General features: G+C 65.3%; 25 protein-coding genes. 14 read left to right on the top strand and 11 right to left on the bottom strand.

Going from position 1 to position 21,717, the window contains the following annotated elements; genetic code table 11:
• Nucleotides 1–4 precede the first annotated feature (4 nt).
• Nucleotides 5–934: a LysR family transcriptional regulator gene (locus tag ACLGL5_RS29230; RefSeq protein ID WP_032931005.1), complete on the bottom strand. Its 930-nt coding sequence runs from the start codon at nt 932–934 to the stop codon at nt 5–7.
• Between the two features lie 96 nt (nt 935–1,030).
• Here ACLGL5_RS29230 and ACLGL5_RS29225 point away from each other — a divergent pair, with 96 nt between their 5' ends.
• On the top strand, nt 1,031–2,041 hold the full coding sequence (locus ACLGL5_RS29225; protein ID WP_069092624.1) for a zinc-dependent alcohol dehydrogenase family protein: 1,011 nt from the start codon (nt 1,031–1,033) through the stop codon (nt 2,039–2,041).
• Nucleotides 2,042–2,099: 58 nt separating this feature from the next.
• Here the strand turns inward: ACLGL5_RS29225 and ACLGL5_RS29220 are convergent, their stop codons facing one another.
• Genes ACLGL5_RS29220 through ACLGL5_RS29210 form a run of 3 tightly spaced genes read right to left on the bottom strand, consistent with a single transcriptional unit; the run spans nt 2,100 to nt 5,862 of the window.
• The gene (locus ACLGL5_RS29220) at nt 2,100–4,412 is read right to left on the bottom strand and encodes a xanthine dehydrogenase family protein molybdopterin-binding subunit (RefSeq protein WP_069092623.1); all 2,313 of its coding nucleotides are present in this window, start codon (nt 4,410–4,412) and stop codon (nt 2,100–2,102) included.
• On the bottom strand, nt 4,409–5,392 hold the full coding sequence (locus tag ACLGL5_RS29215) for an FAD binding domain-containing protein (RefSeq protein ID WP_069092622.1): 984 nt from the start codon (nt 5,390–5,392) through the stop codon (nt 4,409–4,411). The genes ACLGL5_RS29220 and ACLGL5_RS29215 overlap by 4 nt, the downstream gene beginning before the upstream one ends.
• A complete protein-coding gene (locus ACLGL5_RS29210; protein WP_081295939.1) occupies nt 5,389–5,862 on the bottom strand; it encodes a (2Fe-2S)-binding protein in 474 nt (157 codons plus the stop codon). The genes ACLGL5_RS29215 and ACLGL5_RS29210 overlap by 4 nt, the downstream gene beginning before the upstream one ends.
• 276 nt (nt 5,863–6,138) lie before the next feature.
• Here ACLGL5_RS29210 and ACLGL5_RS29205 point away from each other — a divergent pair, with 276 nt between their 5' ends.
• From ACLGL5_RS29205 to ACLGL5_RS29180, 6 genes are all read left to right on the top strand, one after another.
• Nucleotides 6,139–6,765, top strand: coding sequence for a TetR/AcrR family transcriptional regulator (locus ACLGL5_RS29205; protein ID WP_019859416.1), 627 nt, complete (start codon nt 6,139–6,141; stop codon nt 6,763–6,765).
• 149 nt (nt 6,766–6,914) lie between these two features.
• Complete coding sequence (locus ACLGL5_RS29200; RefSeq protein ID WP_038648057.1) at nt 6,915–7,658, top strand: DeoR/GlpR family DNA-binding transcription regulator; 744 nt, start codon at nt 6,915–6,917, stop codon at nt 7,656–7,658.
• A 113-nt stretch (nt 7,659–7,771) separates the two neighbouring features.
• Nucleotides 7,772–9,343 (top strand): sugar ABC transporter ATP-binding protein, encoded by a 1,572-nt coding sequence (locus tag ACLGL5_RS29195; protein ID WP_069092621.1) that lies wholly within the window; start codon nt 7,772–7,774, stop codon nt 9,341–9,343.
• Nucleotides 9,340–10,326, top strand: a complete 987-nt coding sequence (locus ACLGL5_RS29190; RefSeq protein ID WP_069092620.1) for an ABC transporter permease — start codon at nt 9,340–9,342, stop codon at nt 10,324–10,326. The genes ACLGL5_RS29195 and ACLGL5_RS29190 overlap by 4 nt, the downstream gene beginning before the upstream one ends.
• Before the next feature lie 74 nt (nt 10,327–10,400).
• Nucleotides 10,401–11,549: a substrate-binding domain-containing protein gene (locus tag ACLGL5_RS29185; RefSeq protein ID WP_069092619.1), complete on the top strand. Its 1,149-nt coding sequence runs from the start codon at nt 10,401–10,403 to the stop codon at nt 11,547–11,549.
• Nucleotides 11,550–11,677: 128 nt separating this feature from the next.
• Entirely contained in the window at nt 11,678–12,676 is a 999-nt protein-coding gene (locus ACLGL5_RS29180; RefSeq protein ID WP_069092618.1) for a bestrophin family protein, read from the top strand.
• Nucleotides 12,677–12,695: 19 nt separating this feature from the next.
• Here ACLGL5_RS29180 and ACLGL5_RS29175 read toward each other — a convergent pair whose 3' ends face one another.
• From ACLGL5_RS29175 to ACLGL5_RS29160, 4 genes are all read right to left on the bottom strand, one after another.
• Nucleotides 12,696–12,968, bottom strand: coding sequence for a hypothetical protein (locus ACLGL5_RS29175; protein ID WP_069092617.1), 273 nt, complete (start codon nt 12,966–12,968; stop codon nt 12,696–12,698).
• Between the two features lie 250 nt (nt 12,969–13,218).
• Nucleotides 13,219–13,659, bottom strand: a complete 441-nt coding sequence (locus ACLGL5_RS29170; protein ID WP_069092616.1) for a VOC family protein — start codon at nt 13,657–13,659, stop codon at nt 13,219–13,221.
• A 60-nt stretch (nt 13,660–13,719) separates the two neighbouring features.
• A complete protein-coding gene (locus tag ACLGL5_RS29165; protein WP_064981870.1) occupies nt 13,720–14,145 on the bottom strand; it encodes a BA14K family protein in 426 nt (141 codons plus the stop codon).
• A 31-nt stretch (nt 14,146–14,176) separates the two neighbouring features.
• The gene (locus tag ACLGL5_RS29160; protein WP_069092615.1) at nt 14,177–14,602 is read right to left on the bottom strand and encodes an EF-hand domain-containing protein; all 426 of its coding nucleotides are present in this window, start codon (nt 14,600–14,602) and stop codon (nt 14,177–14,179) included.
• 255 nt (nt 14,603–14,857) lie between these two features.
• On the opposite strand from ACLGL5_RS29160, the gene ACLGL5_RS29155 reads away from it, so the two are divergent.
• The 7 genes from ACLGL5_RS29155 (at nt 14,858) to ACLGL5_RS29125 (ending at nt 19,223) form a co-directional block, all read left to right on the top strand.
• Nucleotides 14,858–15,292 carry an EF-hand domain-containing protein gene (locus ACLGL5_RS29155; protein ID WP_019859406.1) on the top strand — a complete coding sequence of 145 codons (435 nt, stop codon included), beginning with the start codon at nt 14,858–14,860 and terminating at the stop codon, nt 15,290–15,292.
• A 40-nt stretch (nt 15,293–15,332) separates the two neighbouring features.
• On the top strand, nt 15,333–15,716 hold the full coding sequence (locus ACLGL5_RS29150; protein ID WP_038648036.1) for a hypothetical protein: 384 nt from the start codon (nt 15,333–15,335) through the stop codon (nt 15,714–15,716).
• Between the two features lie 91 nt (nt 15,717–15,807).
• Nucleotides 15,808–16,404, top strand: a complete 597-nt coding sequence (locus ACLGL5_RS29145; RefSeq protein ID WP_069092614.1) for an RNA polymerase sigma factor — start codon at nt 15,808–15,810, stop codon at nt 16,402–16,404.
• The gene (locus ACLGL5_RS29140) at nt 16,401–16,832 is read left to right on the top strand and encodes a hypothetical protein (protein ID WP_038648032.1); all 432 of its coding nucleotides are present in this window, start codon (nt 16,401–16,403) and stop codon (nt 16,830–16,832) included. Before ACLGL5_RS29145 ends, ACLGL5_RS29140 begins: the two co-directional genes overlap by 4 nt.
• A gap of 29 nt (nt 16,833–16,861) precedes the next feature.
• Nucleotides 16,862–17,230 carry a periplasmic heavy metal sensor gene (locus tag ACLGL5_RS29135; RefSeq protein WP_236951998.1) on the top strand — a complete coding sequence of 123 codons (369 nt, stop codon included), beginning with the start codon at nt 16,862–16,864 and terminating at the stop codon, nt 17,228–17,230.
• A gap of 81 nt (nt 17,231–17,311) precedes the next feature.
• On the top strand, nt 17,312–18,472 hold the full coding sequence (locus ACLGL5_RS29130) for a hypothetical protein (protein WP_069092613.1): 1,161 nt from the start codon (nt 17,312–17,314) through the stop codon (nt 18,470–18,472).
• The gene (locus ACLGL5_RS29125; protein WP_064981865.1) at nt 18,465–19,223 is read left to right on the top strand and encodes an ATP-binding cassette domain-containing protein; all 759 of its coding nucleotides are present in this window, start codon (nt 18,465–18,467) and stop codon (nt 19,221–19,223) included. The genes ACLGL5_RS29130 and ACLGL5_RS29125 overlap by 8 nt, the downstream gene beginning before the upstream one ends.
• Nucleotides 19,224–19,286: 63 nt before the next feature.
• Here the strand turns inward: ACLGL5_RS29125 and ACLGL5_RS29120 are convergent, their stop codons facing one another.
• The 3 genes from ACLGL5_RS29120 to ACLGL5_RS29110 all read right to left on the bottom strand — a co-directional run bounded on the left by ACLGL5_RS29120 (nt 19,287) and on the right by ACLGL5_RS29110 (nt 21,455).
• A complete protein-coding gene (locus ACLGL5_RS29120; protein ID WP_069092612.1) occupies nt 19,287–20,291 on the bottom strand; it encodes a zinc-dependent alcohol dehydrogenase family protein in 1,005 nt (334 codons plus the stop codon).
• Between the two features lie 45 nt (nt 20,292–20,336).
• Nucleotides 20,337–20,609, bottom strand: a complete 273-nt coding sequence (locus ACLGL5_RS29115) for a hypothetical protein (protein ID WP_064981861.1) — start codon at nt 20,607–20,609, stop codon at nt 20,337–20,339.
• A 96-nt stretch (nt 20,610–20,705) separates the two neighbouring features.
• Nucleotides 20,706–21,455 carry a DUF899 domain-containing protein gene (locus tag ACLGL5_RS29110; RefSeq protein WP_010910518.1) on the bottom strand — a complete coding sequence of 250 codons (750 nt, stop codon included), beginning with the start codon at nt 21,453–21,455 and terminating at the stop codon, nt 20,706–20,708.
• Nucleotides 21,456–21,717 lie beyond the last annotated feature (262 nt).

Genomic DNA, 21,717 nt, shown 5'->3' with positions numbered 1-21,717 from the left:
CACTTCATTGCCGCCAGGGCGGCTCCGGCGCGAAGCGCTTGCTGATCCAGTCGGCGAAGGCGCGGGTCTTGGCGGCTTGTCCCTTGGCCGAGGGCAAGACGACATAGACGGCGCCTTCGTCGGCCAGCGTCCATTCCTCCAGGACAGGCACTAGCCGCCCGTCGGCGAGTTCGCGGCCGATCAGCCAGTCGGTGCTCATCATCAGGCCGAGGCCCTGCACGGCGGCCTCGACCAGCACCTCGGCATCGTCGCTGACCAACGGCCCGGAAACCTCGACGCGCGCCCGCCGGCCCTCGCGGTCGGTCATCTCCCAGGCCGGAAAGGTCTGGAAGCCACTGAAGCCCAGGCAGGAATGTTCGAGCAGCGCCTGCGGCGTATCCGGCCTGCCTCTTCGGGCGAGATAGGCGGGGGCGGCGCAAAGCAGCCGGCGCCGCGTCGCCACCTTGCGCGCCACAAGGCGCGAATCCTCAAGCGCGCCGAGCCGCACGGCAACGTCGAAATTCTCGGCGACCAGATCGGCGAAACGGTTGGAGAATTCGGCCTCGATGCGGATATCGGGAAATTCGGCAAGGAATTGCGGCAGCAGCGGTCCGATCCACATGCGCCCGAACGTGCCGGGCAGCGCCAGCCTGAGCAGGCCGCGCGGGCTGCCGTCGGCATGCGCCGACGCGGCGGCCTCGGCTTCGTCGACGGAGGCGAGGATGGCGCGCACGCGTACCAGGAATTCGGCACCCGCTTCGGTCAGCGACACGCTGCGTGTCGTGCGGTGCAGCAGCCTGACCCCCAGCCGCTCCTCCAGCGATTGCAGGCGCCGCGACAGGATGGTCGCGTCGCGCCCGACACGCACTGCTGCCCTGGTGAAGGAGCGCGCCTCGGCGATGGCCGCGAAGGCCGCCATTTCGGCAAGGGCCGCCGGTTCGTGAGATTGCTGCATATCTAGCATTACTCAAATGCAAAATGGAATGATTATCCAGAAATAGCGCAGCAGATAGGTTCACTCAACCATCAATCGTCCCACCGGAGTGAAATCATGAAAGCCATCGAACTGAGCCAACCCAGGCTCGACGCCTTCCGCGCCGCCACCGTCGCCACCCCCGAACCGCAGCGCGGCGAGGTGCTGATCCGCCAGCGTGCGGCCAGCCTCAATTTCGTCGATGTCGCGGTGGCGAGCGGCAATTATCCCGGGCCGAGCTTTCCACTCATCCCGGTCGCCGACGGCGCCGGTGAGATCGTGGCGCTGGGCGAGGGCGTTACGAGTTTCAGCACGGGCGATCGCGTCGTCGCCCATGCCAAGCCGCGCTGGATCGGCGGAAGGCCGCGGCCCTACGAAATGACGCAGATGCGCGGCATCTCGTTGCCGGGGTCGCTGGCCGAATATGTCGCGCTGCCGGCCAATTCGCTTGTGCCGGTCCCGGCGCATCTCTCCTTCGAGGCGGCGTCGACGTTGCCGATCGCCGGCACCACGGCATGGAACGCGCTGCGCACCGCCAATGTCGGGCCGGGTTCGGTCGTCGTGCTGCTCGGCACCGGCGGCGTCTCGATCTTCACCCTGCAGCTTGCCAAGGCGGCCGGCGCCACCGTCATCATCACCTCGTCGTCGGACGAGAAGCTGGAGCGGGCGAAGGCGCTGGGCGCCGATCACCTCATCAACTACCGTGCGACGCCGGACTGGGACGGCAAGGTGCTGGAACTGACCGGCGGCCTTGGCGCCGACCTCGTCGTCGAGACCGGCGGCACCGCCACCTTCGCCCGCGCCATCAACGCCACGGCGCCCGGCGGCACGCTGTTCACCATCGGTTTCGTCACCGGAGCCGAGGCCACGATCAACCTGCTGCCGGTCATCATCAAGGCCTTGAAAGTGATCGGCAACAACACCGGGTCGGTGTCCGACCTTCGCGACGCCGCCCGCGCCATCGGCGCCGCCGGGATCAAGCCGGTCGTCGACAAGGTGTTTTCACCTGGTGACGCGGCCGAAGCCTACGCCCACATGGCTGCCGGCGGCCTGCATTTCGGCAAGCTGGCGTTCGGGTTGGAGTGGTAGGGGCGAAAGCGGACGGGCGCGTAATCTCCAGCGCAAAGGGAGATTACGCGCTCCACCCTCAGATCAGCTTCTCCAGCGTGATCGGCAAATCCCGCACCCTCTTTCCCGTCGCGTGGAACACTGCATTGGCGATCGCGGGCGCGACACCGACGATGCCAAGTTCTCCGACGCCCTTGCCGCCGAGCGCCGAGGAGTGCGGGTCGGGTATGCCGACCGAGATCACCTCGATATCCGGGATGTCGGCATTGGTCGGCACCAGGTAGTCGGCGAGGTTGTTGTTGACGATGCGGCCATGGCGACGATCCATGATGCCTTCTTCCAGCAGCGCCTGGCCGATGCCCATGATGATGCCGCCCTTCCATTGGCTTTCGGCGAGCTTGGGGTTGTAGAGCCGGCCGGAATCCAGCGCGGACACCACGCGCGAGACGCGCACCGTACCGAAATCCTCGTCGACGCGCACCTCGATGAAATGCGCGCACCAGGAATAGCGCGAATAGTCGCCCTCGGTGTGTGGCAGCGCCATGGCGATGGTGGTGTAGTTCTTGTAGCGGTCCTCGGCGGTCGAGTTGGCCGGCATGGTGTCGCCGGTCGCCTCGATGCGGTCGCGGCCGACGCTTTTGAGCAGTTCGGTGATCGAGACATCCGGGCCGTCGCCGCGCGGCGAAGCGATGCGGCCCTTTGCGACTACCAAAGTGTTGGCCTGCAGCGCGTGGAAGGGCGAGCGCGGATCGCTGATGGCAAGCCCGACCAGCTGGTCGAGCGCCGAGGTCGCCGCCTTATGAACCGCACCCGTCATCACGCCGGCCAGCCGCGAGCCGCCGCTGACGCCGGCTCGGGCAAAGCGGGAATCGCCGAGTTTCACCACCACATCGTCGGCCGGCACGCCGACCGTCTCGGCGGCGGTCTGCGCAAGGATGGTGTAGGTGCCCTGGCCCATGTCGATCGAGGAGCTTTCGACCTCGACCGAGCCGTCGGCCAGGATGCGCACGACAGCCTCGCCATAGGCGCGCCGCACCGGATAGGTGCCGGCGGCCACGCCCCAGCCGATCAGCTGGTTGCCGTCCCGCATCGAACGCGGTTTTGGCGAGCGCCTGGACCAGCCGAAGCGTTCGGCGCCCGCGGCAAAAGCCTCGCGCAACTGCCTGGTCGACCAGGCTTTTCTGGTGTGCGGGTCCTGTTCGGCATAGTTGCGCAGGCGGATTTCCAGCGGATCGATGCCGACCTCATAGGCAAGCTCGTCGATGGCGCTTTCGATGCCGAAGGCCGAGGGGTTTTCGCCCGGCGCGCGCATGGCGCCCGGCACCACGGAATTGACCCGCACGACATTCTGCTTCGAGGAGAAATTCGGCGTCGCATACATGATCGAGGTGACCGAGCCCAGCGGCTCGACCCACATGCCGTCGATGGATGTTTCATTGACGCCGCGATGCACGATCGACTGGATCATGCCGTCGCGGTCGGCGCCGATCGTCACCGTCTGGCGCGTCGCGGCGCGGCCGCCATAGCCGGTAAAGGTCTGCTGCCGCGTCATCACCAGCTTCACCGGCCGTCCCAGCATCTTGGCGGCACTTGCCGCTACCGCGCTATGGCTGAGCGCCAGCGCCTTGGAGCCGAAGCCGCCGCCAATATAGGGCGAGACCAGCCGCACATTCTCGAACGGCACTTCGAACCATTCGGCATAGGTGCGGGCCATGCCGTCCAGCCACTGGCTCGGCTCCCACACGGTGAGATGATCGCCTTGCCAGTGCGCGATCAGCCCATGCGGCTCCATCGGCGCCTGATATTCGCGCGGCGTGTTGTAGGCGGCGCAGATGCGCACCGGCGCGGCGGCGAAGGCGGCAGGCGCGTCGCCCCATTCCTTGGTCATGGCATCGATCGGAATGCCGTCGCCGGCCTTGCCGTCGCTGAGGTCGACGATGGCGGGCGTCTCGTCATAGCTGACCTTGACCAGGGCCGCCGCGGCGACCGCCTGCTCGAAGGTATCGGCGACGACCGCCGCGACGTGCTGGCCCGAGAAGGTGATGTCGCGCGCCAGCGGGCAGTAGGGCTTGTCCGGCGGCGGCGTGCCGAACCAGTCCGACGCGGTCCTGAGGCTGATGATGGTGTCAGGGGTCAGCACTTGCAGGACGCCCGGCGAGGCTTCAGCGATTGCCGTGTCGATCGCGCGCACCTTGCCCGAGGCGATCGTGCTTTCGACCAGCACGGCGTAGGCCAGTCCTTCGAGCTGCTGTTCGACCGCGTATTTCGCGGCACCGGTGATCTTGGCCGGGCCGTCGACGCGCGACAGCCTGCCGCCGACGGCTTCCGTCAATGCGCCGTCGGAGGCGTCGCCCCGTTTCGATTCACCAACTCTGATGTTGTGAACGGTCATGCCGTCTCTCCCAATTTGAGGATGGCGCGCGCGACAACGCGCGGCGCGAGTTCGATCTTGTAGTGGTTGGCGCCATGGTCGACGGCGCCTTCGACGGCGAGCAGGCTGGCGGCGCGGACGGTTTCCGGCTCCAGTGCCTTGCCCTTCAAGGCGTCTTCCACGGCACGGACACGCCAGGGCTTGGTCGCGACGCCGCCAAGCGTTATGCGAAGATCCCGAATGGTGCGGCCATCGGCTTCGAATTCGATACCGACCGCCGCACTTGCCGCCGCGAATTCATAGGACTGCCGGTCGCGGATTTTCAGATAGGTCGAGCGGCGGGCGGCGACGGAGCCGGGGATTGCGATGGCGGTGATCATCTCGCCCGGCTCGATCGCGTGTTCCCTGTCGGGCGTGGCGCCGGGCAGCAGGAAAAAGTCGTCGACCAGAAGCTTGCGCTCGCCGAGATGAACGACAGCGTCGAAGGCCACCAGAGCGGTGGCGAGGTCGCCGGGATACATGGCGATACAGGCCTCGCTGGTGCCGAGCACGGCGTGTCCGCGGGTGACGCCGCCGATGGCCGAACAGCCGCTGCCGGGATCCCGCTTGTTGCAGGCGGAGAAGTTGGAGGGATCGCGGAAATAGGGGCAGCGCGTGCGCTGCATAAGATTGCCGCCGATGGTCGCCATGTTGCGGATCTGCGCCGACGCCGCCTGCCATAGCGCTTCGGAGATGGCGGGGAAGCGGCTCTTGATATCGGCGTGGTCGGCGACACGGCCCATTTTGGCGAGCGCGCCGATGGTGGCGCCGCGTTCGTTCACGTCGATCCGGTCGAGCCCCTTGAGATGGGTGATGTCGACCAGCGTGTCGGGCTCGGCGACGCCGCATTTGGCGAGGTCGATCAGCGTGGTGCCGCCGGCCAGCAGCATGGGGCCGGGCAGGGCGGCCGCCTGGCGTGCGGCATCGGCAGACGTGGCGCGAAGATAGGAAAAATCCCTCATGATGCGAACTCCTGAGCTGCCTGGCGCACGGCGGCGACGATGTGCGGATAGGCGCCGCAGCGGCAGAGATTACCGGCCATGTATTCGCGGATTTCCTCATCCGAGCCGGCATGGCCCTCGCGGATGCAGGCCACCGCCGACATGATCTGGCCCGGCGTGCAATAACCGCACTGGAAGGCGTCCTGCTCGAGGAAGGCAGCCTGCACGGGATGCAGTTCGCCCGCCCGTGCAAGCCCCTCAATGGTGGTGATGGCGCGGCCTTCGGCTTGCGCGGCCAGCGTCAGGCACGCCAGCACGCGCTCGCCGTCTATGTGCACGGTGCAGGCGCCGCACTGGCCATGGTCGCAGCCTTTCTTGGTGCCGGTCAGGCCGAGCCGCTCGCGCAAGGCATCGAGCAGCGTCACGCGCGGCTCGAGCTGCAATTCGTGATGCTGGCCGTTGATGTCGAGGTGGACGGGGATTTTTGTCATGGGCGTCTGGCTCCAGTTGCTTGACGCTGAGGGGAATGAATTGGTGTCGGGGCGGAGGAGGGCAAGGGGCGCGGAGGAGGGCAAGGGGCGCGGAGGGCTAGATGTTGGCGGCCTTCGCCAGTCTCCAGTGGGTAACCGCTTTGTCTTGCGGGTTCGAAAGAGGTGACATACGGGGTTCCCTGCCTATATGATGAAAGCACTCCACTTAAAGCGGAGGTGCCTCCGTTTCTTACGTGGGGGCTGGCCTGGCCGGGTTCAAGTCCCCATATTTTGTCCGTGGAGAAAAAATTGGCCGAAGCCGTCATCGCTGAAGACGCCGCCGCGGAAACCAAACCGCTGCGCGCGGATGCCCAGCGCAACCGCGACCGGCTGGTCGAGGTGGCGGCCTCGGTGTTTGCCGAGCGCGGCATCGATGCCTCGCTGGAGGAGATCGCGCGCCGGGCCGGCGTCGGCATCGGCACGCTCTACCGGCATTTCCCGACGCGCGAGCATCTGGTCGAGGTGGTCTACCGCCGCGAGGTGGAGGCGCTTTGCGCCGCCGCCGGCGAGCTTGCGGCAAGGCATCCGTCCGATGTCGCCCTGGAGGAGTGGATGCGGCGCTTCGTCGACTACATCGCCACCAAGCGCGGCCTGGCGACCAGCCTGCGCATCCTGCTCACAACCAATTCGACGCTGTTTTCCGACACGTCGGGGCGGGTCTCGCAGGCCTTGCGGCAACTGGTCGAGGCGGCGGTGGCCGACGGCACCATCCGCGGCGATGTCGATGCCTCCGATGTGCTGCACGCCCTGTCGGGCATCTATTCCGCGCCCGATACGCCGGAGTGGCGTGACCGTTCGCGGCGGCTGGTCAAGCTGTTGATGGATGGGTTGCGGTTCGGGGCGGGGAACCCCGCCAAGGCCTGACGGTCTCCAAGACCGGTCTCAGCGAACCAAGAAACCTCGTAGACAGACGTCTCCGTTAGCCATGGCAGGCCGAGCCCGCGCGCCGCACTTGCATCTGCATGCGAACGGTTGTTAAAATCCTCACATTTCAGGATGCACAGGCCCAACGCATGACTGCTCGCAAAGCGCAAAGGACAGCCCGGTTGATCGATCTGCTGTCGCAGCGGCGGGTCATCCATCTCAGCGAAGCGGCGGCGCTGCTCGGCGTCTCCGAGATGACGGTGCGGCGCGACATCGCCACCAACCAGGGGCAGATCGCCTATCTCGGAGGGCACATATTGGCGGCGGCCGAGATCGAGGCCGATATTCCCTACGAATTGGCGACCGCGGCCGACAGCCATGCGGCGGCCAAGCGCGAAGCCTGCGCGCATGCTGTGCGCAAGATACGGCCCGACGAGACGATCTTCATCGACTGCGGCACGACGCTGATCCATCTGATCGATCTCATTCCCGAAAATTATCAAATAACGGCAATATGTTACGCCATGAATGTCGCGGAGCGGCTGAGCCGCAGGCCCAATGTCACCATCATCATGCTGGGCGGCGTCTATCATCCAGCGTCGGCGTCATTCTCGGGCACGCATGATTTCGACATTTTGAACAGCGTCGGCATCAACGCGGCCTTCCTGTCGGCCGCCGGCGTCGATGCCAAGCGCGGTGCCACCTGCGAGCATTTCCACGAGGCGGTGGTGAAGCAAAAGGTGATGAGCCTGGCGCGCGAAAATTACCTGGTCATCGACTCGAGCAAGATCGGCAAGCTCAAGCGCGCCTTCTTCTCAGCCATGGACGGCTTCGACGCCATCATTACCGAGCACGGCGAGGTCGGGCCGGATTCATTCCTGCCGCAGGCCTGACTCCGTTTGACATTTCACTGGTCTGATGGAAAAGTCACAAAAAAAGTAAGAGAAGTCCCAAAAGGGGCTCGACAAGGGTAGGGGACGCGTCAACGGGAGGAAGTGCGGGCGTCATGATCGAACAGGGTTCGATTGCGCCATTTTCCGGGACGCCCTTGCTGCGCGTCGAGGGCGTCAGGAAGCGGTTCGGCGGCGTCAATGCGCTGCGCGGCGTCAGTCTCGAAATCCGCGCCGGTGAAGTGCACGCACTGCTCGGTGAAAACGGCGCCGGCAAGTCGACGCTGATCAAGATCCTGAGCGGCGTGCATGTGCATGATGGCGGCTCGATCGAAATCGACGGCAAGCCTGTCTCGTTTTCTTCGCCGGCCCAGTCGCGCGATGCCGGCGTGGCCGTCGTCTATCAGGATCTGAGCCTGGTCGAGTCGCTGTCGGTGGCCGACAATCTGCTTCTGGGGCGAGAGCCGAAGACGCGGCTAGGCTTCCTGAAAAAACGCCGGCTGGTGGCGCAGGCCGAGGCTTTCCTCAAATCGCAGAACATCCCGCTCGATGCCCGTGCCATGGTCGGCTCGCTGCCCTTCGCCTATCGCCAGATGACCGAGATCGCCAAGGCGCTGATGGGCGATGTCCGCCTGCTCATCTTGGACGAGCCGACCTCGGCGCTGACCGATGATGAGGAGAAGATCCTGTTCGAGGCGATCCGGGCGGTCGCGGCGCGGGGCGTCGGGGTGATCTATGTCACGCATCGCCTCAACGAAGTGTTCCGCATTTCCAACCGGGTGACCGTCTTCCGCGACGGGCAGAACGCCGGCACCTTCGTCACGGCGCAAACCAATATGCGGCAATTGGTCGGCGCGATCGTCGGGCCGGATCACGCTGTGCTGAAAGCAGATGGCGATGCACCTGGACAAGGCACGGCGTCATCGGCCGGTTCATCTGAAAGGCCCGTGCTCGAATTGAAAGGTGTCAGCAATGACCGGCTCGACGGGGCCAGTCTCGAATTGCGCGCCGGCGAAATCCATGGCCTTGCCGGGCTGATCGGCAGCGGACGCACCGAAATCCTGCAGACCATCTTCGGCCTGCGATCCGTTCAATCGGGCGAGGCCAGCCTGGACGGTGTCTCGCTGAAGGGCACAGACCCGGCAGCGGCGATCGGGCTGGGCATCGCGCTTGTGCCGGAGGACCGGCACGTCCAGGGCCTGGTCCTCGAACATTCGATCGAGCGCAATCTGACCTTGCCCCGCCTGCCTTATTTCTCGCGCCTTGGCTGGCTGCAGCGGCGGCCGGCGAGCGAACATGCCAATGCGGCGATGCGCCGGCTGGCCGTGAAGGCGCCGAGCGCGTCGACCATGGTGAAGAACCTGTCGGGCGGCAACCAGCAGAAAGTGGTGTTCGGCAAATGGAACGAACCACGGCCGCGCGTGCTGCTGCTCGACGAGCCGACGGTCGGGGTCGATGTCGGCGCGCGCGAGGAGATTTACGGCGTCATTCGCGCCGCGGCAGCGGCCGGCAGCGGCGTGCTGCTGGTGTCTTCGGACCTCTCCGAACTGCTGCAGCTTTGCGACCGCATCTCCATCGTCGTCGATGGCCGGATCACCAGGACGATCGCGCGGCCGGACATCGGCAGCGCCGAGGATCTTCATCACCTCATTCAACTTTCGCAGCCATCGGAAGAGCACGCGGCATGACCGACACACAAAGGCCGGCGAAAGCTGCCGCCAACCAACCGAACGGGCGCTCGACGCTGCAGCATCTGCTGCAGGGCGAGCGGCCCTACATGCTCTATGTCGCCTTCGCCATCATGCTGATCGTCTTCAGCCTGGCGTCGCCCTGGTTCCTGTCGATCGACAATTTTCTCAACATCGGTCGCCAGACGACGCTGGTCTCGATCATCGCGGTGGGCATGACATTCGTCATCATCTCCAGGCAGATCGACCTGTCCGTCGCCTCGACGCTGGCGCTTTCGGGCATGAGCGCATCGCTGGCCATGGCCTTTGTCGCCAACAACTGGGTCGTCGGCGCCGTGGCGGGGCTGGGCACCGGGGCGCTGATCGGCCTGCTCAACGGTGTCTTGACCACGCGCCTGGAGATCCCGTCCTTCCTGGTGACGCTCGGCACGCTGAGCGGCGCGCGCGGCCTGGCGCTGATGGTCACCAACACCAAGCCGGTCATCATCACCAACGAGTATTATTTCGCGATCTTCGGCGAAGGCTCGGTGCTCGGCATACCGGCGCCGATCCTGTGGACGCTCGGCGTCACCATCGCCGGCATCTTGCTGCTGCACTACAGCGTCTATGGGCGGCGGGTTTACGCAGCGGGCGGCAACCCGACGGCCGCGCTCTATTCCGGCGTCCATATCAAGCAGGTCACGACGCTCGCCTTCGTGCTGACCGGCACGCTCGCCGGGCTGGCGTCGCTCATCCTGTCGGCGCGCTCGCACGCGGCGCGGCCCGATGTGGTGCAAGGCATGGAGCTCGACGTCATCGCCTCGGTCATCCTTGGCGGCTGCAGCCTGTTCGGCGGCCGCGGCTTCGTGCTCGGCACGCTGCTCGGCAGCCTGATCATCGGCACGCTCAACAACGGACTGGTGCTGCTCGGCGTCAGCTCGTCACTGCAACTTGTCATCAAGGGAGCAATCATCGTCGCCGCGGTCGCGTTCACGAGGAGGTAAGGCGCACGCGGAAATCAGCAGAAGCCGCCGACTCCAAACGGCAAAACAAATATCAACAATCAACGGAGGAAGTCATGAAATCGGTTCACTCGCTTTTCTGCACATTGAGCCTCGCCGCCAGCGCCTTCGCGCTGTCGACGTCCCTGAGCGTGGCGCAGACGCCGGACACTTGCGTTACCGGCGTCGACATGGCGACACTCGGTCCCAAGGGCATTGTCGGCCAAGGCCCGCATGGCGAGAAGGCAGCCTCGCCCGACGAGCTGAAATTGACCGACGAAGAGGCCGGCAAGGTCAAGGCCGGCAAGTTCAAAGTCGGCATTTCCATGCAGACGGTGAACCTCGACTGGTCGCAATTGCAGGTGCAAGGCATCAGCGAAACGCTGGCAAAATATGGCGTCACCGTCACCGGCGTGGCGTCGGCCGAGTATCAGGTCGACAAGCAGATCGCCGATATCGAGAACACCATCCAGCAGCATCCGGACGGCATCATCTCCATTCCCGTCGATTTCACGGCGACGGCGCCGACCTACAAGAAGGTGGGCGAGGCCGGCATCAAGCTGGTGTTCATGGACAGCATCCCGGTTGGCCTCTCATCTCCCAAGGATTTTGCCTCGATGATCTCGGCCGACAGCCAGGGCAACGGCCAGATCGCGGCGCAGATCCTGGCGTCCTGCATGCCCAAGGGCGGCACGATCGGCCTGGTCAATTTCGGCGTCGACTATTTCAGCACCAATGAGCGCACCAAGGGCGTCGGTGAGTGGATGAAAAAGAACCGTCCCGACATCGTCATGAAGCAGGTCGACTTCACCGATCCCTCCAAGGTCTCGCAGATCTCCGGCGATTTCCTCACCGGCAATCCCGATGTGAAGGGGCTGTTCGCGGTATGGGACCAGCCGGCGCTGGACACGCTGTCCTCGATGCGCGCGCAAGGCATCGACATACCGATCACCACCGTCGATCTCGGTCTGCAGTCGGCGATCGAGATCGCCAAGGGCGGACCGCTCAAGGCAACCGGCTCGCAGCGCCCCTATGACCAGGGCGTCGCCGAGGCGCTGGCTATGATGAAGGCGCTGATCGGGCAACCCACGCCCGCTTGGGTCGGCGTGCAGTCGCTGCCGGTGGTGCAGTCCAACGTGCTGGAATCCTTCAAGACTGTCTTCCACAAGGATCCGCCGGCCGAACTCGTCGACGCCTGCAACAGCGCCAAGCCGAAGTGCAATTGAAATAGCGGCATGGGCGCGGGAGAGATCCCGCGCCCACAATAGCCGGAACGGCCATTCATCCCGGGCGTGGGGCATGCTAGGCGTCAATAGCTTGATTTGCCTGTTATCCACGTTTTCGAGGGCATGCGATGTATGTAGGCCGTTCCTACAAACTGATCGATTTCGCGCTGTGGTCGCGGCGCAGCGTCATCTACATGGTGGTGGTGAGCGGACTGGCCGTCGCGGCCTACCGTCTTCCGGGCATTGCCGGGTTCTCGGTGCCATGGTCTGTCGTGCTCGTGCTCGGCACCACCGTGTCTCTCGTCGCCGGCTTCAAGAATTCGCAGGTGCTGACCCGCAGCGGCGAGGCGCTGCAGGCCTTCACGCAAATCATCGCCAGCAGCCGGATGTGGTCCAATTTCTGCCGCGACTTCCTAGACGCGCCGACGGCGAGGCAGCTCATCTACCGTCATATCGCCTGGATGACGGCACTGCGCTTTTCGCTGCGGCGGCCGATGCCCTGGGAATCGATGGGGAAGGCGGCCAATATCGAGTATATGCGGCGCTACCGCATCAGCGAGGACAAGGGCTCGCTCGCCGAGGAATTGCCGCCGCTGCTGGCCGAACAGGCCGACAAGGTGCTGAAATCGCCGCAGCCGGCGCTGGCCCTGCTCGAAATGCAATCGGTCCAGGTCAACGCGCTGTTCAAGGACGCCAAGCTCCCCCCGCAGATATACGTCGAACTGACGAAGCTGATCCGCGACTTCCACGATCAGCAGGCGCGCTGCGACCGCATCAAGAACAATCCCTATCCGCGCCAATACGCCATCGTCAGTTCCATGTTCGTGATGATCTTCTGCACGCTGCTGCCGTTCGGCGTCGTTCCGGTCTTCGCGGAGATGGGCAAGCTGGGCGGTGCGCTCGGCACATTCGGCATCTGGCTGACGATCCCGTTCAGCACGCTGCTGGGCTGGGCCTACATGTCTCTCGACCAGGTCGGCGAAAGCAGTGCCAACCCGTTCGAGGGCAATGCCAACGACGTTCCGATCTCGCAGATCTGCCGCGACATCGAGATCGAGCTGCGCGCGGGCCTTGGCGAGGCTGACCTGCCGAAGCCCTTGCTGCCCATCAACGATATCGCGACCTGAAGTGCCTGATCCGGCGCGGCTACGCTTTCGCTTCGACGAGGATCACCAGCGATTCCGGCACCACGCCATCATGCGCCATGGCGTCGGCGGCCGACTTGCTCTGCATCAGCGCGGCCATCTTATCCATATCCGGCACGTCCATCATCACGGCCACCCGTTTCGGGTTCTGCGGATCGACGAAGGTGCGGATGTTGGTGATCCCCAGCGAGCCGAAAAGCTCCTTGCGCTTGGGTGAACTGAGCCAGTGCTTGCTGTCTTTCGAGATGTTGTGATGGCCGATTACGGTTGGCATGGCATCCTCCCCAGGGTGACGCCGGCGGTCGATATCGCCCGCCTGATGCTGCGATCCACCTGTACGAGCCAGTGAGCGCCGTTTCCCGTAGACTGTCAATTAGCTGTTGCTGATGGAGCTGTCGCGACGTGGAGTCACCGACAGATCAGGGCTGCGAACGATGTGGCGTGCGTTCCACCCGTGCCTGGAGTTATGAATTGTAAGCCATTGCTGCCGGTTGAGGATATCGAAACCTAGGCGGGACTGACGCCTATTCCGAGATTGCTCGATTGCCGATCGCGACGCGACCCCAGTCCTCAGGCGCGACGTCGGCGATCGACTGAGAGAACGTCCAGTGGTGGCCGGCGAAGTCGCGACAGGAATATTGCCGCTCGCCATAGGGGAAGCTGACCGGCGGGCTCAGGATCACGGCACCGTGGCGCACAGCTCGCTTGTGATGGGCATCGACATCCATGACACGCACCATCACCGCTAACGGCGCGCCGGCCTGCTCCGGTATCGGTTCGCCCTTCTTCGATCCGGCGACAATCAACGCTCCCTCACCGAAGTCGAGTTGGTGGCGGTGGTTGCCGATGATTAGCCTCTGTTCGAACCCGAAGACGTGGCAGAGCCAGCGGCTGGCCGTCTCGACATCGGGATAGGCGAGCACTGGTATAATCGTGCTCGCGGGCATCGACCGATTGGTGATCATGTCATCTCCCGTCGCGTTTGGTGCAAGGGCATGAAGGCTGTGCGCGAAGCGCCCAGCGCCTCAACTATAGGGCGACCAGCACTGCTGGCGGGGTCCGCTATAAGGCTGATAGCTGTTGTCCCAGGCGCGGTAGGAAACGTAGCGCTCATGGCACCAGCGTACGTGCGCCGCTTCCAGACGCACCGCGGGACGCGGCAATGGCGCGACAGTCGCCGCCGCGACACCGGCGGCAAAGGCGGCGGCGGGGAACCAGTAGCCGTTGTAGTAGCGGTAGCCCGGCCGCACGCGGACATAGCCGCGATAGCCGTTATAGTAGTAGCCGCCGCCGACGACGTAGAAGCCGCGCCGGAACCACACCGGCGTCGGCGCTGTGGTGGCCGATGCCGGGGCAGAGGCCGGCACGACCGGCAGGGCCTGAGCCGGCGAGGCCAGCACCGAGGCGCCAATCATCAAACCGCAAAATGCCGCAAGCGTCCGTTTCATCATGTCTCTCCTGTGGGATGGGTTGTCTAGGGGATCACTGGCGCCGGAGCGCCCGCAGTTCGGAGATGGAAAGCGCACCGTCGCCATTCGTGTCCGCCCGCAGCAACCGGTCGGGAATGAAGGCGGCAAACTCGTCGCGCGAAATCTTGCCATCGCCATTGCGGCCGATGCGGCTGGCCTGTGCTCGGAAGTCGGCGAATTGCGCGGCCTGGAAGTCTCGCTTCGACTTCACCTGCTCGACGGCAGTGCGCACTTCGCCCGCGTCGAGCAGACCATTGTGGTTGGCATCCATCCGGTCGAACATCCGCGCCCGCGCGGCCTGGATCTCGCTGAACTCCAGCTTTCGGTCGCCGTTGGTGTCGATACGCCGGAAGAGTTCCCTGGCGCCGCTGCCGTCCGCCGCACAGGCGCTGCCAGCGCCAAGCAGCAGGCCGGCAAGGGCTATGACGATCTTGTTCATGCTGGTCTCCGCATTGGGTCGGATGGTCCGCCGCGGACCGTCCTTGCAGAGCCTTCTACGCAGGCCCTTTTGTGCTCCTACGCGCGATCGGGAGATTTTTCTCGAGATGCTGCGGGCGCAACTGCCGAGCGATGCCGCGACGCAGATTGGCGCGTTCGAAAAGAATCTCCCGTGTCGAGCGTAGGGTCCGGCCCGGTGCTGCGTATCGGTCAGCAGTCGCCCCCCCCGCGACCCGACCACGAAAGGATCATCATCATGAAACGTTCAGCACTCATTGCGGCCTTGCTTGTCGGACTTGTGCCGCTCCGCGCGGCGCAGGCACAAGACATGCCGGGCCAGCGCATCCTGCAACGCATCGATACCAATGGCGACGGCGCCATCTCCAAGGACGAGATGACGGCCGCCCGCGAGCGGCTGTTCAGGCGGCTCGACCGCAATGGCGACGGCGTCATCGACGAGAAGGAGATCGACAGCGCCCGCCAGGCGATCGAGGATCGCGCCGAGGTGGCGCAGGCGCGGCTCGGCAATCGCTGGCGCCGCCTCGACACGAATGGCGACGGCAAGGTGTCGCAACAGGAATTTGCCAGCAGCATGCCGTTGTTCGACCTCATTGATCGCAACGGTGACGGCAGGCTTTCCGCGGACGAGATCGCAACCATCCGCAAGCTGATAGCCGAGCGTGCCAACTAATCGGCAGCGATCATTCCCTTTACAAAACAAGGAGTACGACATGTTGTTTTCAGTAAAGATTCCGGCGCTCTGTATCGGCGCGGTGCTTGCCTGGTCGGCCGCTTCGCCGGCCTCGGCCGAGGAGTGGCGGCGTCCGACCGCGCATGGCGGCGAGATCAGCCGCAGCGTGACCCGGGACGGCAATGTCTATACCGGCTCGACCACCCGCACCGGGGCCAATGGCGGTGCCTACACATCGAGCTCCAAATGCATTGGTGGCGTTGTTGATCGCTGCGCCAGAAGCTATTCTGGCACCGGCCCGAATGGGCAGACCTTCTCCGGCAAGCGTGTATCGGCGGCGGGGCCGTTTCGAGGCCGTTCGGCAGGTAGCTTCACCGGTCCTAACGGCAAGACCGTCTACGGCATTCGCCGCTGGCGCCGCTGACATCTGGTGATGGATTTGAGCCCGAAATTCGTTTCTGCGCCGATCCGGATCGATGCGAGGTTCGGACTCGCCATCGAAGTCTTGCCAACCGGTGGCCGCCACCGTGCAGCATGACCAGCCCAGAGGCGACGACGAGCTTCTGGCCCGCATCGCCGGGGGCAACCAAAGCGCGCTGTCCGAGCTCATCGCTCGCCATGGCCGCGGGTTGCGAATGTTCGCGGCGCGTTATCTCGGCAATGCCGGCGACGCCGAGGATGTGGCGCAGGAGGTGTTCGTGACCGTCTGGAAACAGGCCGCGCGGTTTGATCCGGCCAAGGGGCGGGCTTCGACCTGGCTCTACCGGATCACCGCCAACCGATGCATTGACCAGCGTCGACGTAGGGCGCTACGCAGCTTCATCGGGCTGGACGACATAAGGGATGAGGTCGCCGCGCCGGAGGCGGACGCCGAGGCGACGACCGCGGCGCGGCAGGAACTGGCGATCGTCCGCGACGGGCTCTCGCGCCTGCCGGAACGGCAGCGCATGGCGGTACTGCTGAGAGCCGTCGGCGACCTCGACATCGCGGCGATCGCCGAGGTGATGGGCGGCAGCATCGGCTCGGCCGAGCAATTGCTGGTGCGCGGACGGCGTGCGCTCAGGGATCATTTGGCAATGGCGGCCGTGAGCCGCGAAAGGGAGTCCTCATGACACGGGACGAATTCGAACGACACAGCCTGCGCTTTGGCGCTGCGGTCGAGACATGGCCGGCGCCTTTCCGCCAGCAGGCGCTGGCGCTGCTGGCGGCCGAGCGCAAGGACGACCCGGATGCCGCGCTCGATCGTCTCGTGCTCGAAGCGGCGCTGACCGATGGCGACGACCAGGCACTGGCGCGCAAGGTGCTGGCCCGTATCGAAGCCGGCTCGGCACGCCCGTCTCTCTTGCCGCGCCTGCTCTTCAGTCCGGCCGGGTTCGCGGCCTGCGTCGCTGCCGTGCTGGTGGCGGCAACGTTGGCAGGCTACCAGGTGGCGCGGCTACAGGATGATCCGTCCGATACGGAGCTTCTGGCGCTGGCGTCCGGTTCGTCGCTGGCCGATGGCGGTATCGCGGCCGACGCGGAAGGGGAGGGCTCGCTTTGAAGCGTCCCTGGATATGGACGGCGACGCTGGTGCTGCTCGCCCTTTCGCTCGCCGTCAACTTCTTCCTGGTCGGTTATGCCATGCACGGGTTGCGCCAGGGCGCGGCGGCGCGCGTACTGTTGTCGGAAATTGCCAGCAGCTATCCGCCCGAGGTGAGGAAGGAGTTCCGCGGCATTCTGCGCGACAACCGCTCGCGCACCTTCCAGGCGTTGCGCGACTTGCGCAGTGCTCGCGCCAATCTGGCGGCGGCACAAACCGCCAAACCCTTTGATGAAGCGGCGGTGAAGGACGCGATGGCGGCGGTGCGCAGCGCAACGACCAACCTTCAGGCGACCATGCAGGATTATCTCCTGACCGCGCTGAAGAACGTTAACGCCAAGCCCGCCGCGGGAGGCTAAGCCGCGACGGCCCTACTGACGGCACAATCGTCGCCGACCTATGTCGATGTCCAACCGGCTTGCGATCGCAAAGATGGAACAATGCGGCACGACAGGCTTGTCCTGACCCTGATTTGGCGCGAGCTCTCGGCTGGCCTGCGCTCGATGCGCCGACGCGATCTCGTTTGGATCGTCGCTGGCGGTGGGGCGTTGCTCGCCTACGCCATTGCCGACATCGTCGTCGCCTTGCATGCGGTATCCGCCACCCTGCGTCAGGCGCAGGCGCTGTGGGCGGTCGGCTTGCCGGGGGTGCTTCTTTGCCTTGGCGGCTTCGCCGGCAGCGCGATCGCAAGACTTTGCCTGTCGCGCGCCTTCGCGCCGTTCCTGAAAGCATTGCCTCTTTCACTCATGGAGCGCCGGCGCATGGCGGCCGTGGCGGCATGTGCGCTGGGCGTTCCCCTTGCCTTCATCGCGGCGGCGGCCGTGGGCCTTGGGTGTTTCGTCATCGCAAAACCACTGGCGCCGGCCTGGGGTCTCGGTGCCGTGATGCTGTTTGGCGCCGGCTTTGGCGCGGCGGCGGTGCTGCGCCTGCGGAGCGCTCGCGACCTGGTCCTCAGCGATAGTGCCGATCCGGTGAGCGATCCGGGCGGGCGCAAGCCTTGGCTCGGCGCCTTCGATCGTTCGACGCCGGCCTGGCTCTCAAGCTGGGCCTGGGGCCTGCCCGCCGGGCGCGTAAGGCTTTCATGGCGGCTGGCGGGGGCAGCCATCCTGTTCGGCCTCGCGGCAGTCGTTGCCGGCTCCATCAGCCTTGCCCGCCATGATGCCGTGCCGGCGGCGATGGCCGGGCTGACCGGCGGCCTTCTGGTGTTCATGTTGAGCGCGCGGTTCCATCCACTCGGCTCGCCGGTGCTGCGCACGGCTCCGCTCGGCTTCGTCAGGGCCTGGCTGCGCCTGGCGCGGCTGCCGCTGCAATTGTCGCTCGCCTTCTTCCTCCTGCCGGCGGGAGCCGCCCTGGCGGCGGAACCGTCGGCCTGGGCGATGCCGCTCGCCAGCGGCTTCTGGCTGCTGGCGCTGAACGGCGCCTATGCGGTGTTTGCCGCCTATTTCATGACCGCGCCGTTCGTCGCGGCGCTGAGCTTCCTCAGCGCCATCGCCTACGCCAGCTACGAGACGCTCGAATATGGGCGCACGGTGCTGATCGGTTTTGCCGCCCTTGTGCTGTTTCTGTGGCACCAGGCGCAACGGAGATATCGCCATGGATAGCAGCATCGATCCTGCCGAAATCCTCGCGGTTCGCGGGCTCAGCGCCGGCTATGCTGGCCGCGCGGTCGTCAGCGGCATCGACCTGTCGCTCGACAGGGGCGACATCCTCGGCCTGCTCGGCGCCAACGGTTCGGGCAAGTCCACCTTGCTCAGGGCCATCACCGGCCAGATTCGGCCGCTCGGGGGGACCGTGGCGATCGATGGCGCCGACCTTGTCAGGGCACCGGAACGCGCCAAGTCAGGCTTCGGCCTTGCCGTGGATCCATTCGACCTGCCGGCGGCGCTGAGCGGGCGGCAATATCTCCAACTCGTCGCCTCGATCCGCGGCTGCGCCGAAGACGACTGGCCTGGCGTCGATGTCACTGATCGGCTTGGGCTCAATCGCTGGATCGAACGGCCGATAGCCGAATATTCGCTCGGCACGCGGGCCAAGATCGCCATTGCCGCGGCCCTGCTCGGCACGCCACCGCTACTGATCCTCGATGAGTCCCTGAACGGCCTCGATCCGCTTGCCGCCTTCGAGGTGAAGCGCATCATCCTGGCCCTGGCTTCCAATGGCCGCCATGCCGTCATCATCTCCACCCATGTCGTGGAAGCAGTGCCGGGCCTGTGCAACCGCGCCATCCTCCTGGCCGATGGCCGCATGGCACGCGCGTGGCACGCAAGGCAACTGGCCGAGGCCGGCCAGATGCCCGGCGCCTTCGAAGCCGAAGTCATGCAGGCGCTGGCGGTCCAGGCGGCCGATGGGTGATGGCACGTCGCGCCTGGACGGCTGAAACCCAGGCGTTTCGCAACGGCTGCGGTCACGCAGGGCTCAAACCTCCAGGCAGACCTTGCCGAAATGCTTCCGCGCTGCGTAGTGCGTGAAGGCGGCGGCTATCTCGCGCAGCGGGAAGCGACGGTCGATGACGGGCTTGATGCGATTGACGTCTATGGCGCGGATCATGTCCTCCTGGTCCGCCCGGCTGCCGATCGAAATGCCGCTGATGCGGATCTGGTTCGAGAATATGGCCGGGATCGAGACATCTGCCGCAAAGCCGGTCAGCACGCCAATCAGGGCGATGTGGCCGCCTGTCCGGCAGGCGCTTATGGATTGCGCCAGCGTGGCGGGGCCGCCGACTTCGATCACGTGATCGACGCCGCGGCCATCCGTCAGCTCCCGAACCTTGCGGCTCCAGTCCGGCACGGCCTTGTAGTTGATGACGGCGTCGGCGCCGAGGCGGCTCAGCCGCTCCAGCTTTTCCTCGTCGGAGGAGGTGGCGATGACCCGGGCGCCGGCGGCCTTGGCGAATTGCAGCGCAAACAACGACACGCTGCCGGTGCCCAGAACCAGCACCGTGTCGCCGGGCCTGACCTTGCCGGATACGACCAGGCCTCGCCAGGCGGTGACGCCGGTGCAGGTCAGCGCCGCGGCTTCCCCGTGCGTATAGCCCGCGGGAGCTTTGGTGAAGGCCTGCGCGGGCATGCAGACATATTCGCTGGCGAAGCCGTCGAAACTCTCTCCTGGAATGTCGCGCCTGGTGGCGGGCGTCATGTCGCCGTCAAGCCACCGGGGATAGAAGACACTGACGACGCTGTCGCCGGGCTTGAGCGCATCGACTTTGCTGCCGACGGCGATCACTTCACCCGCACCGTCGGACAGCGGCACGCGGCGGTCGGCCAGCTTTGTCTTGCCCTGCACCGCGAAATCGTCGCGCATGTTCAACGAGCAGGCGCGGATCCTGACCATCACGTCGCCGGGTCCCGGCTGCGGCGGATCTTCCTCGACCAGGTCGAGCCTGTCCAAGCCACCTGGCGCTCTCAGCCTGACAAGCCTCATTGTCTTCTCCGATGTGTGGGGATGTTTGATGCAGGCGCGCCGGCTCTATCGGACCTGGCGGCCGGAAATCACCCGCAGCCAGGGTGCCAGATGAAAGGCGCTCATCAAGAGATACATGGCCGGCATCCCGGTCAAAGACGGGCCGGTCAGCGGGGAGGCGCCCATGCACAGCATGGCCGCGTCGCCGCCTTGCAGGCAGGACAGCAGGGCCATCAGGGCGAAGGTGGGCGCCGCGGCGAGGCAGAGCCAGTCGGCGACGCCAAGGGTGGTGGTGCTTTCACGGGTCGCGCTGGCGGTGCTTATGTGGGTATCGCTCATGATCTTAATTCCTTGATGGTCGCGGTCCTTCAGGATTTGGGCTCCTCTCCCTCGCCAAGAGCGAGGGAGAGGAGCGCTTTCCTGTCCAGTCCCTGCTTACTCACCCTTATCCCTGAAGGCGGCTTCGCCGGCGGCGGCCACTTCGGCCCATTTCTTGTCCGCCCCGGCTTCGTAATTGTCGTGCCAGTTCCACCAGCTGTAGAGCGGGGTCTGGGGATAGCCTTCGGGCGAATCCTCCCAGATCTCCTGGCGGCCGAGCGGGGTAGCGTCGAGATAGCTCCAGACCGTGCCCATCTGCTCGTCGCCGCGGCTGTTGATGAGATAGGTGCGGAAGACGCGGTCGCCGTCATGGATGAAGACGTTGTGGCCGTGCCACTCGTCGACGCCGAAATCCTTGTCGAAGCTGTCGGTGATCGTGTACCAGGGCATCTCCCAGCCCATCCGCGCCTTCAGCCTGACAATGTCGGCCTGCGGTGCCCGTGAGGCGTAGGCCAGCGTGGTGTTGCGGGCGTTGAGATGGGCGAGGTGGCCGACCTGGTCGGCGCCGAGTGAGCAGCCGCGGCAGGCATGATCGGGCCAGCCATAGACGCCCGGCTCGAAGAAGGCGCGGTAGACGATCAGCTGGCGGCGGCCTTCGAACAGGTCGAGCAGGCTTGCCTTGCCGTTGGGGCCTTCGAATACATAGGCCTTGTCCACTTCCATCCACGGCATGCGCCGGCGTTCGGCGGCGAGCGCGTCCTTGGCGCGCAGCGTCGCCTTCTCCTTCACCAGCATCTTTTCGCGGGCGGCGTCCCATTCCTGCCGCGAAACGATCGGTGGGGTCTTCATCGTCATGTGCTTGGTCATTGGTCTTCTCCTTTGTCAGTCATGGTGCCGTCGCGGGCCGTGATCGCCTTGGGATCCAGGCTAGAGCGATGAGGCTGGGTGAGGTGAGTTACATCTGCGACGGGATTTGAATCATCCGGCACGGCGCAGCAGGGGTGGCGGGGGCGTGCGGTGTGTTCGAGATTGTCGGTTGCAGGCATTTTCAACTATCCCTAATGAGATGCTTACTATTAATACCTGAGATGCTCAGGCTAACGAGTGCCGGAATTGGCGTCAACGGTGC

This window comes from Mesorhizobium sp. U510 (assembly GCF_059180695.1).
The sequence above is the reverse complement of the archived record's forward strand: the minus strand, read 5'-3'. Positions and strand labels throughout refer to the sequence as shown.

Bases quoted from the DNA above. Each gene is read 5' to 3' on its own strand.
- ACLGL5_RS29170 (WP_069092616.1), bottom strand. From the start codon at position 13,659: ATGATCACCAATCGGTCGATGCCCGCGAGCACGATTATACCAGTGCTC.
- ACLGL5_RS29200 (WP_038648057.1), top strand. From the start codon at position 6,915: ATGACTGCTCGCAAAGCGCAAAGGACAGCCCGGTTGATCGATCTGCTG.
- ACLGL5_RS29175 (WP_069092617.1), bottom strand. From the start codon at position 12,968: ATGCCAACCGTAATCGGCCATCACAACATCTCGAAAGACAGCAAGCAC.
- ACLGL5_RS29125 (WP_064981865.1), top strand. From the start codon at position 18,465: ATGGATAGCAGCATCGATCCTGCCGAAATCCTCGCGGTTCGCGGGCTC.
- ACLGL5_RS29185 (WP_069092619.1), top strand. From the start codon at position 10,401: ATGAAATCGGTTCACTCGCTTTTCTGCACATTGAGCCTCGCCGCCAGC.
- ACLGL5_RS29130 (WP_069092613.1), top strand. From the start codon at position 17,312: ATGCGGCACGACAGGCTTGTCCTGACCCTGATTTGGCGCGAGCTCTCG.
- ACLGL5_RS29165 (WP_064981870.1), bottom strand. From the start codon at position 14,145: ATGATGAAACGGACGCTTGCGGCATTTTGCGGTTTGATGATTGGCGCC.
- ACLGL5_RS29150 (WP_038648036.1), top strand. From the start codon at position 15,333: ATGTTGTTTTCAGTAAAGATTCCGGCGCTCTGTATCGGCGCGGTGCTT.
- ACLGL5_RS29120 (WP_069092612.1), bottom strand. From the start codon at position 20,291: ATGAGGCTTGTCAGGCTGAGAGCGCCAGGTGGCTTGGACAGGCTCGAC.
- ACLGL5_RS29225 (WP_069092624.1), top strand. From the start codon at position 1,031: ATGAAAGCCATCGAACTGAGCCAACCCAGGCTCGACGCCTTCCGCGCC.
- ACLGL5_RS29115 (WP_064981861.1), bottom strand. From the start codon at position 20,609: ATGAGCGATACCCACATAAGCACCGCCAGCGCGACCCGTGAAAGCACC.
- ACLGL5_RS29110 (WP_010910518.1), bottom strand. From the start codon at position 21,455: ATGACCAAGCACATGACGATGAAGACCCCACCGATCGTTTCGCGGCAG.
- ACLGL5_RS29215 (WP_069092622.1), bottom strand. From the start codon at position 5,392: ATGAGGGATTTTTCCTATCTTCGCGCCACGTCTGCCGATGCCGCACGC.
- ACLGL5_RS29160 (WP_069092615.1), bottom strand. From the start codon at position 14,602: ATGAACAAGATCGTCATAGCCCTTGCCGGCCTGCTGCTTGGCGCTGGC.
- ACLGL5_RS29195 (WP_069092621.1), top strand. From the start codon at position 7,772: ATGATCGAACAGGGTTCGATTGCGCCATTTTCCGGGACGCCCTTGCTG.
- ACLGL5_RS29210 (WP_081295939.1), bottom strand. From the start codon at position 5,862: ATGACAAAAATCCCCGTCCACCTCGACATCAACGGCCAGCATCACGAA.
- ACLGL5_RS29190 (WP_069092620.1), top strand. From the start codon at position 9,340: ATGACCGACACACAAAGGCCGGCGAAAGCTGCCGCCAACCAACCGAAC.
- ACLGL5_RS29140 (WP_038648032.1), top strand. From the start codon at position 16,401: ATGACACGGGACGAATTCGAACGACACAGCCTGCGCTTTGGCGCTGCG.
- ACLGL5_RS29220 (WP_069092623.1), bottom strand. From the start codon at position 4,412: ATGACCGTTCACAACATCAGAGTTGGTGAATCGAAACGGGGCGACGCC.
- ACLGL5_RS29230 (WP_032931005.1), bottom strand. From the start codon at position 934: ATGCAGCAATCTCACGAACCGGCGGCCCTTGCCGAAATGGCGGCCTTC.
- ACLGL5_RS29180 (WP_069092618.1), top strand. From the start codon at position 11,678: ATGTATGTAGGCCGTTCCTACAAACTGATCGATTTCGCGCTGTGGTCG.
- ACLGL5_RS29155 (WP_019859406.1), top strand. From the start codon at position 14,858: ATGAAACGTTCAGCACTCATTGCGGCCTTGCTTGTCGGACTTGTGCCG.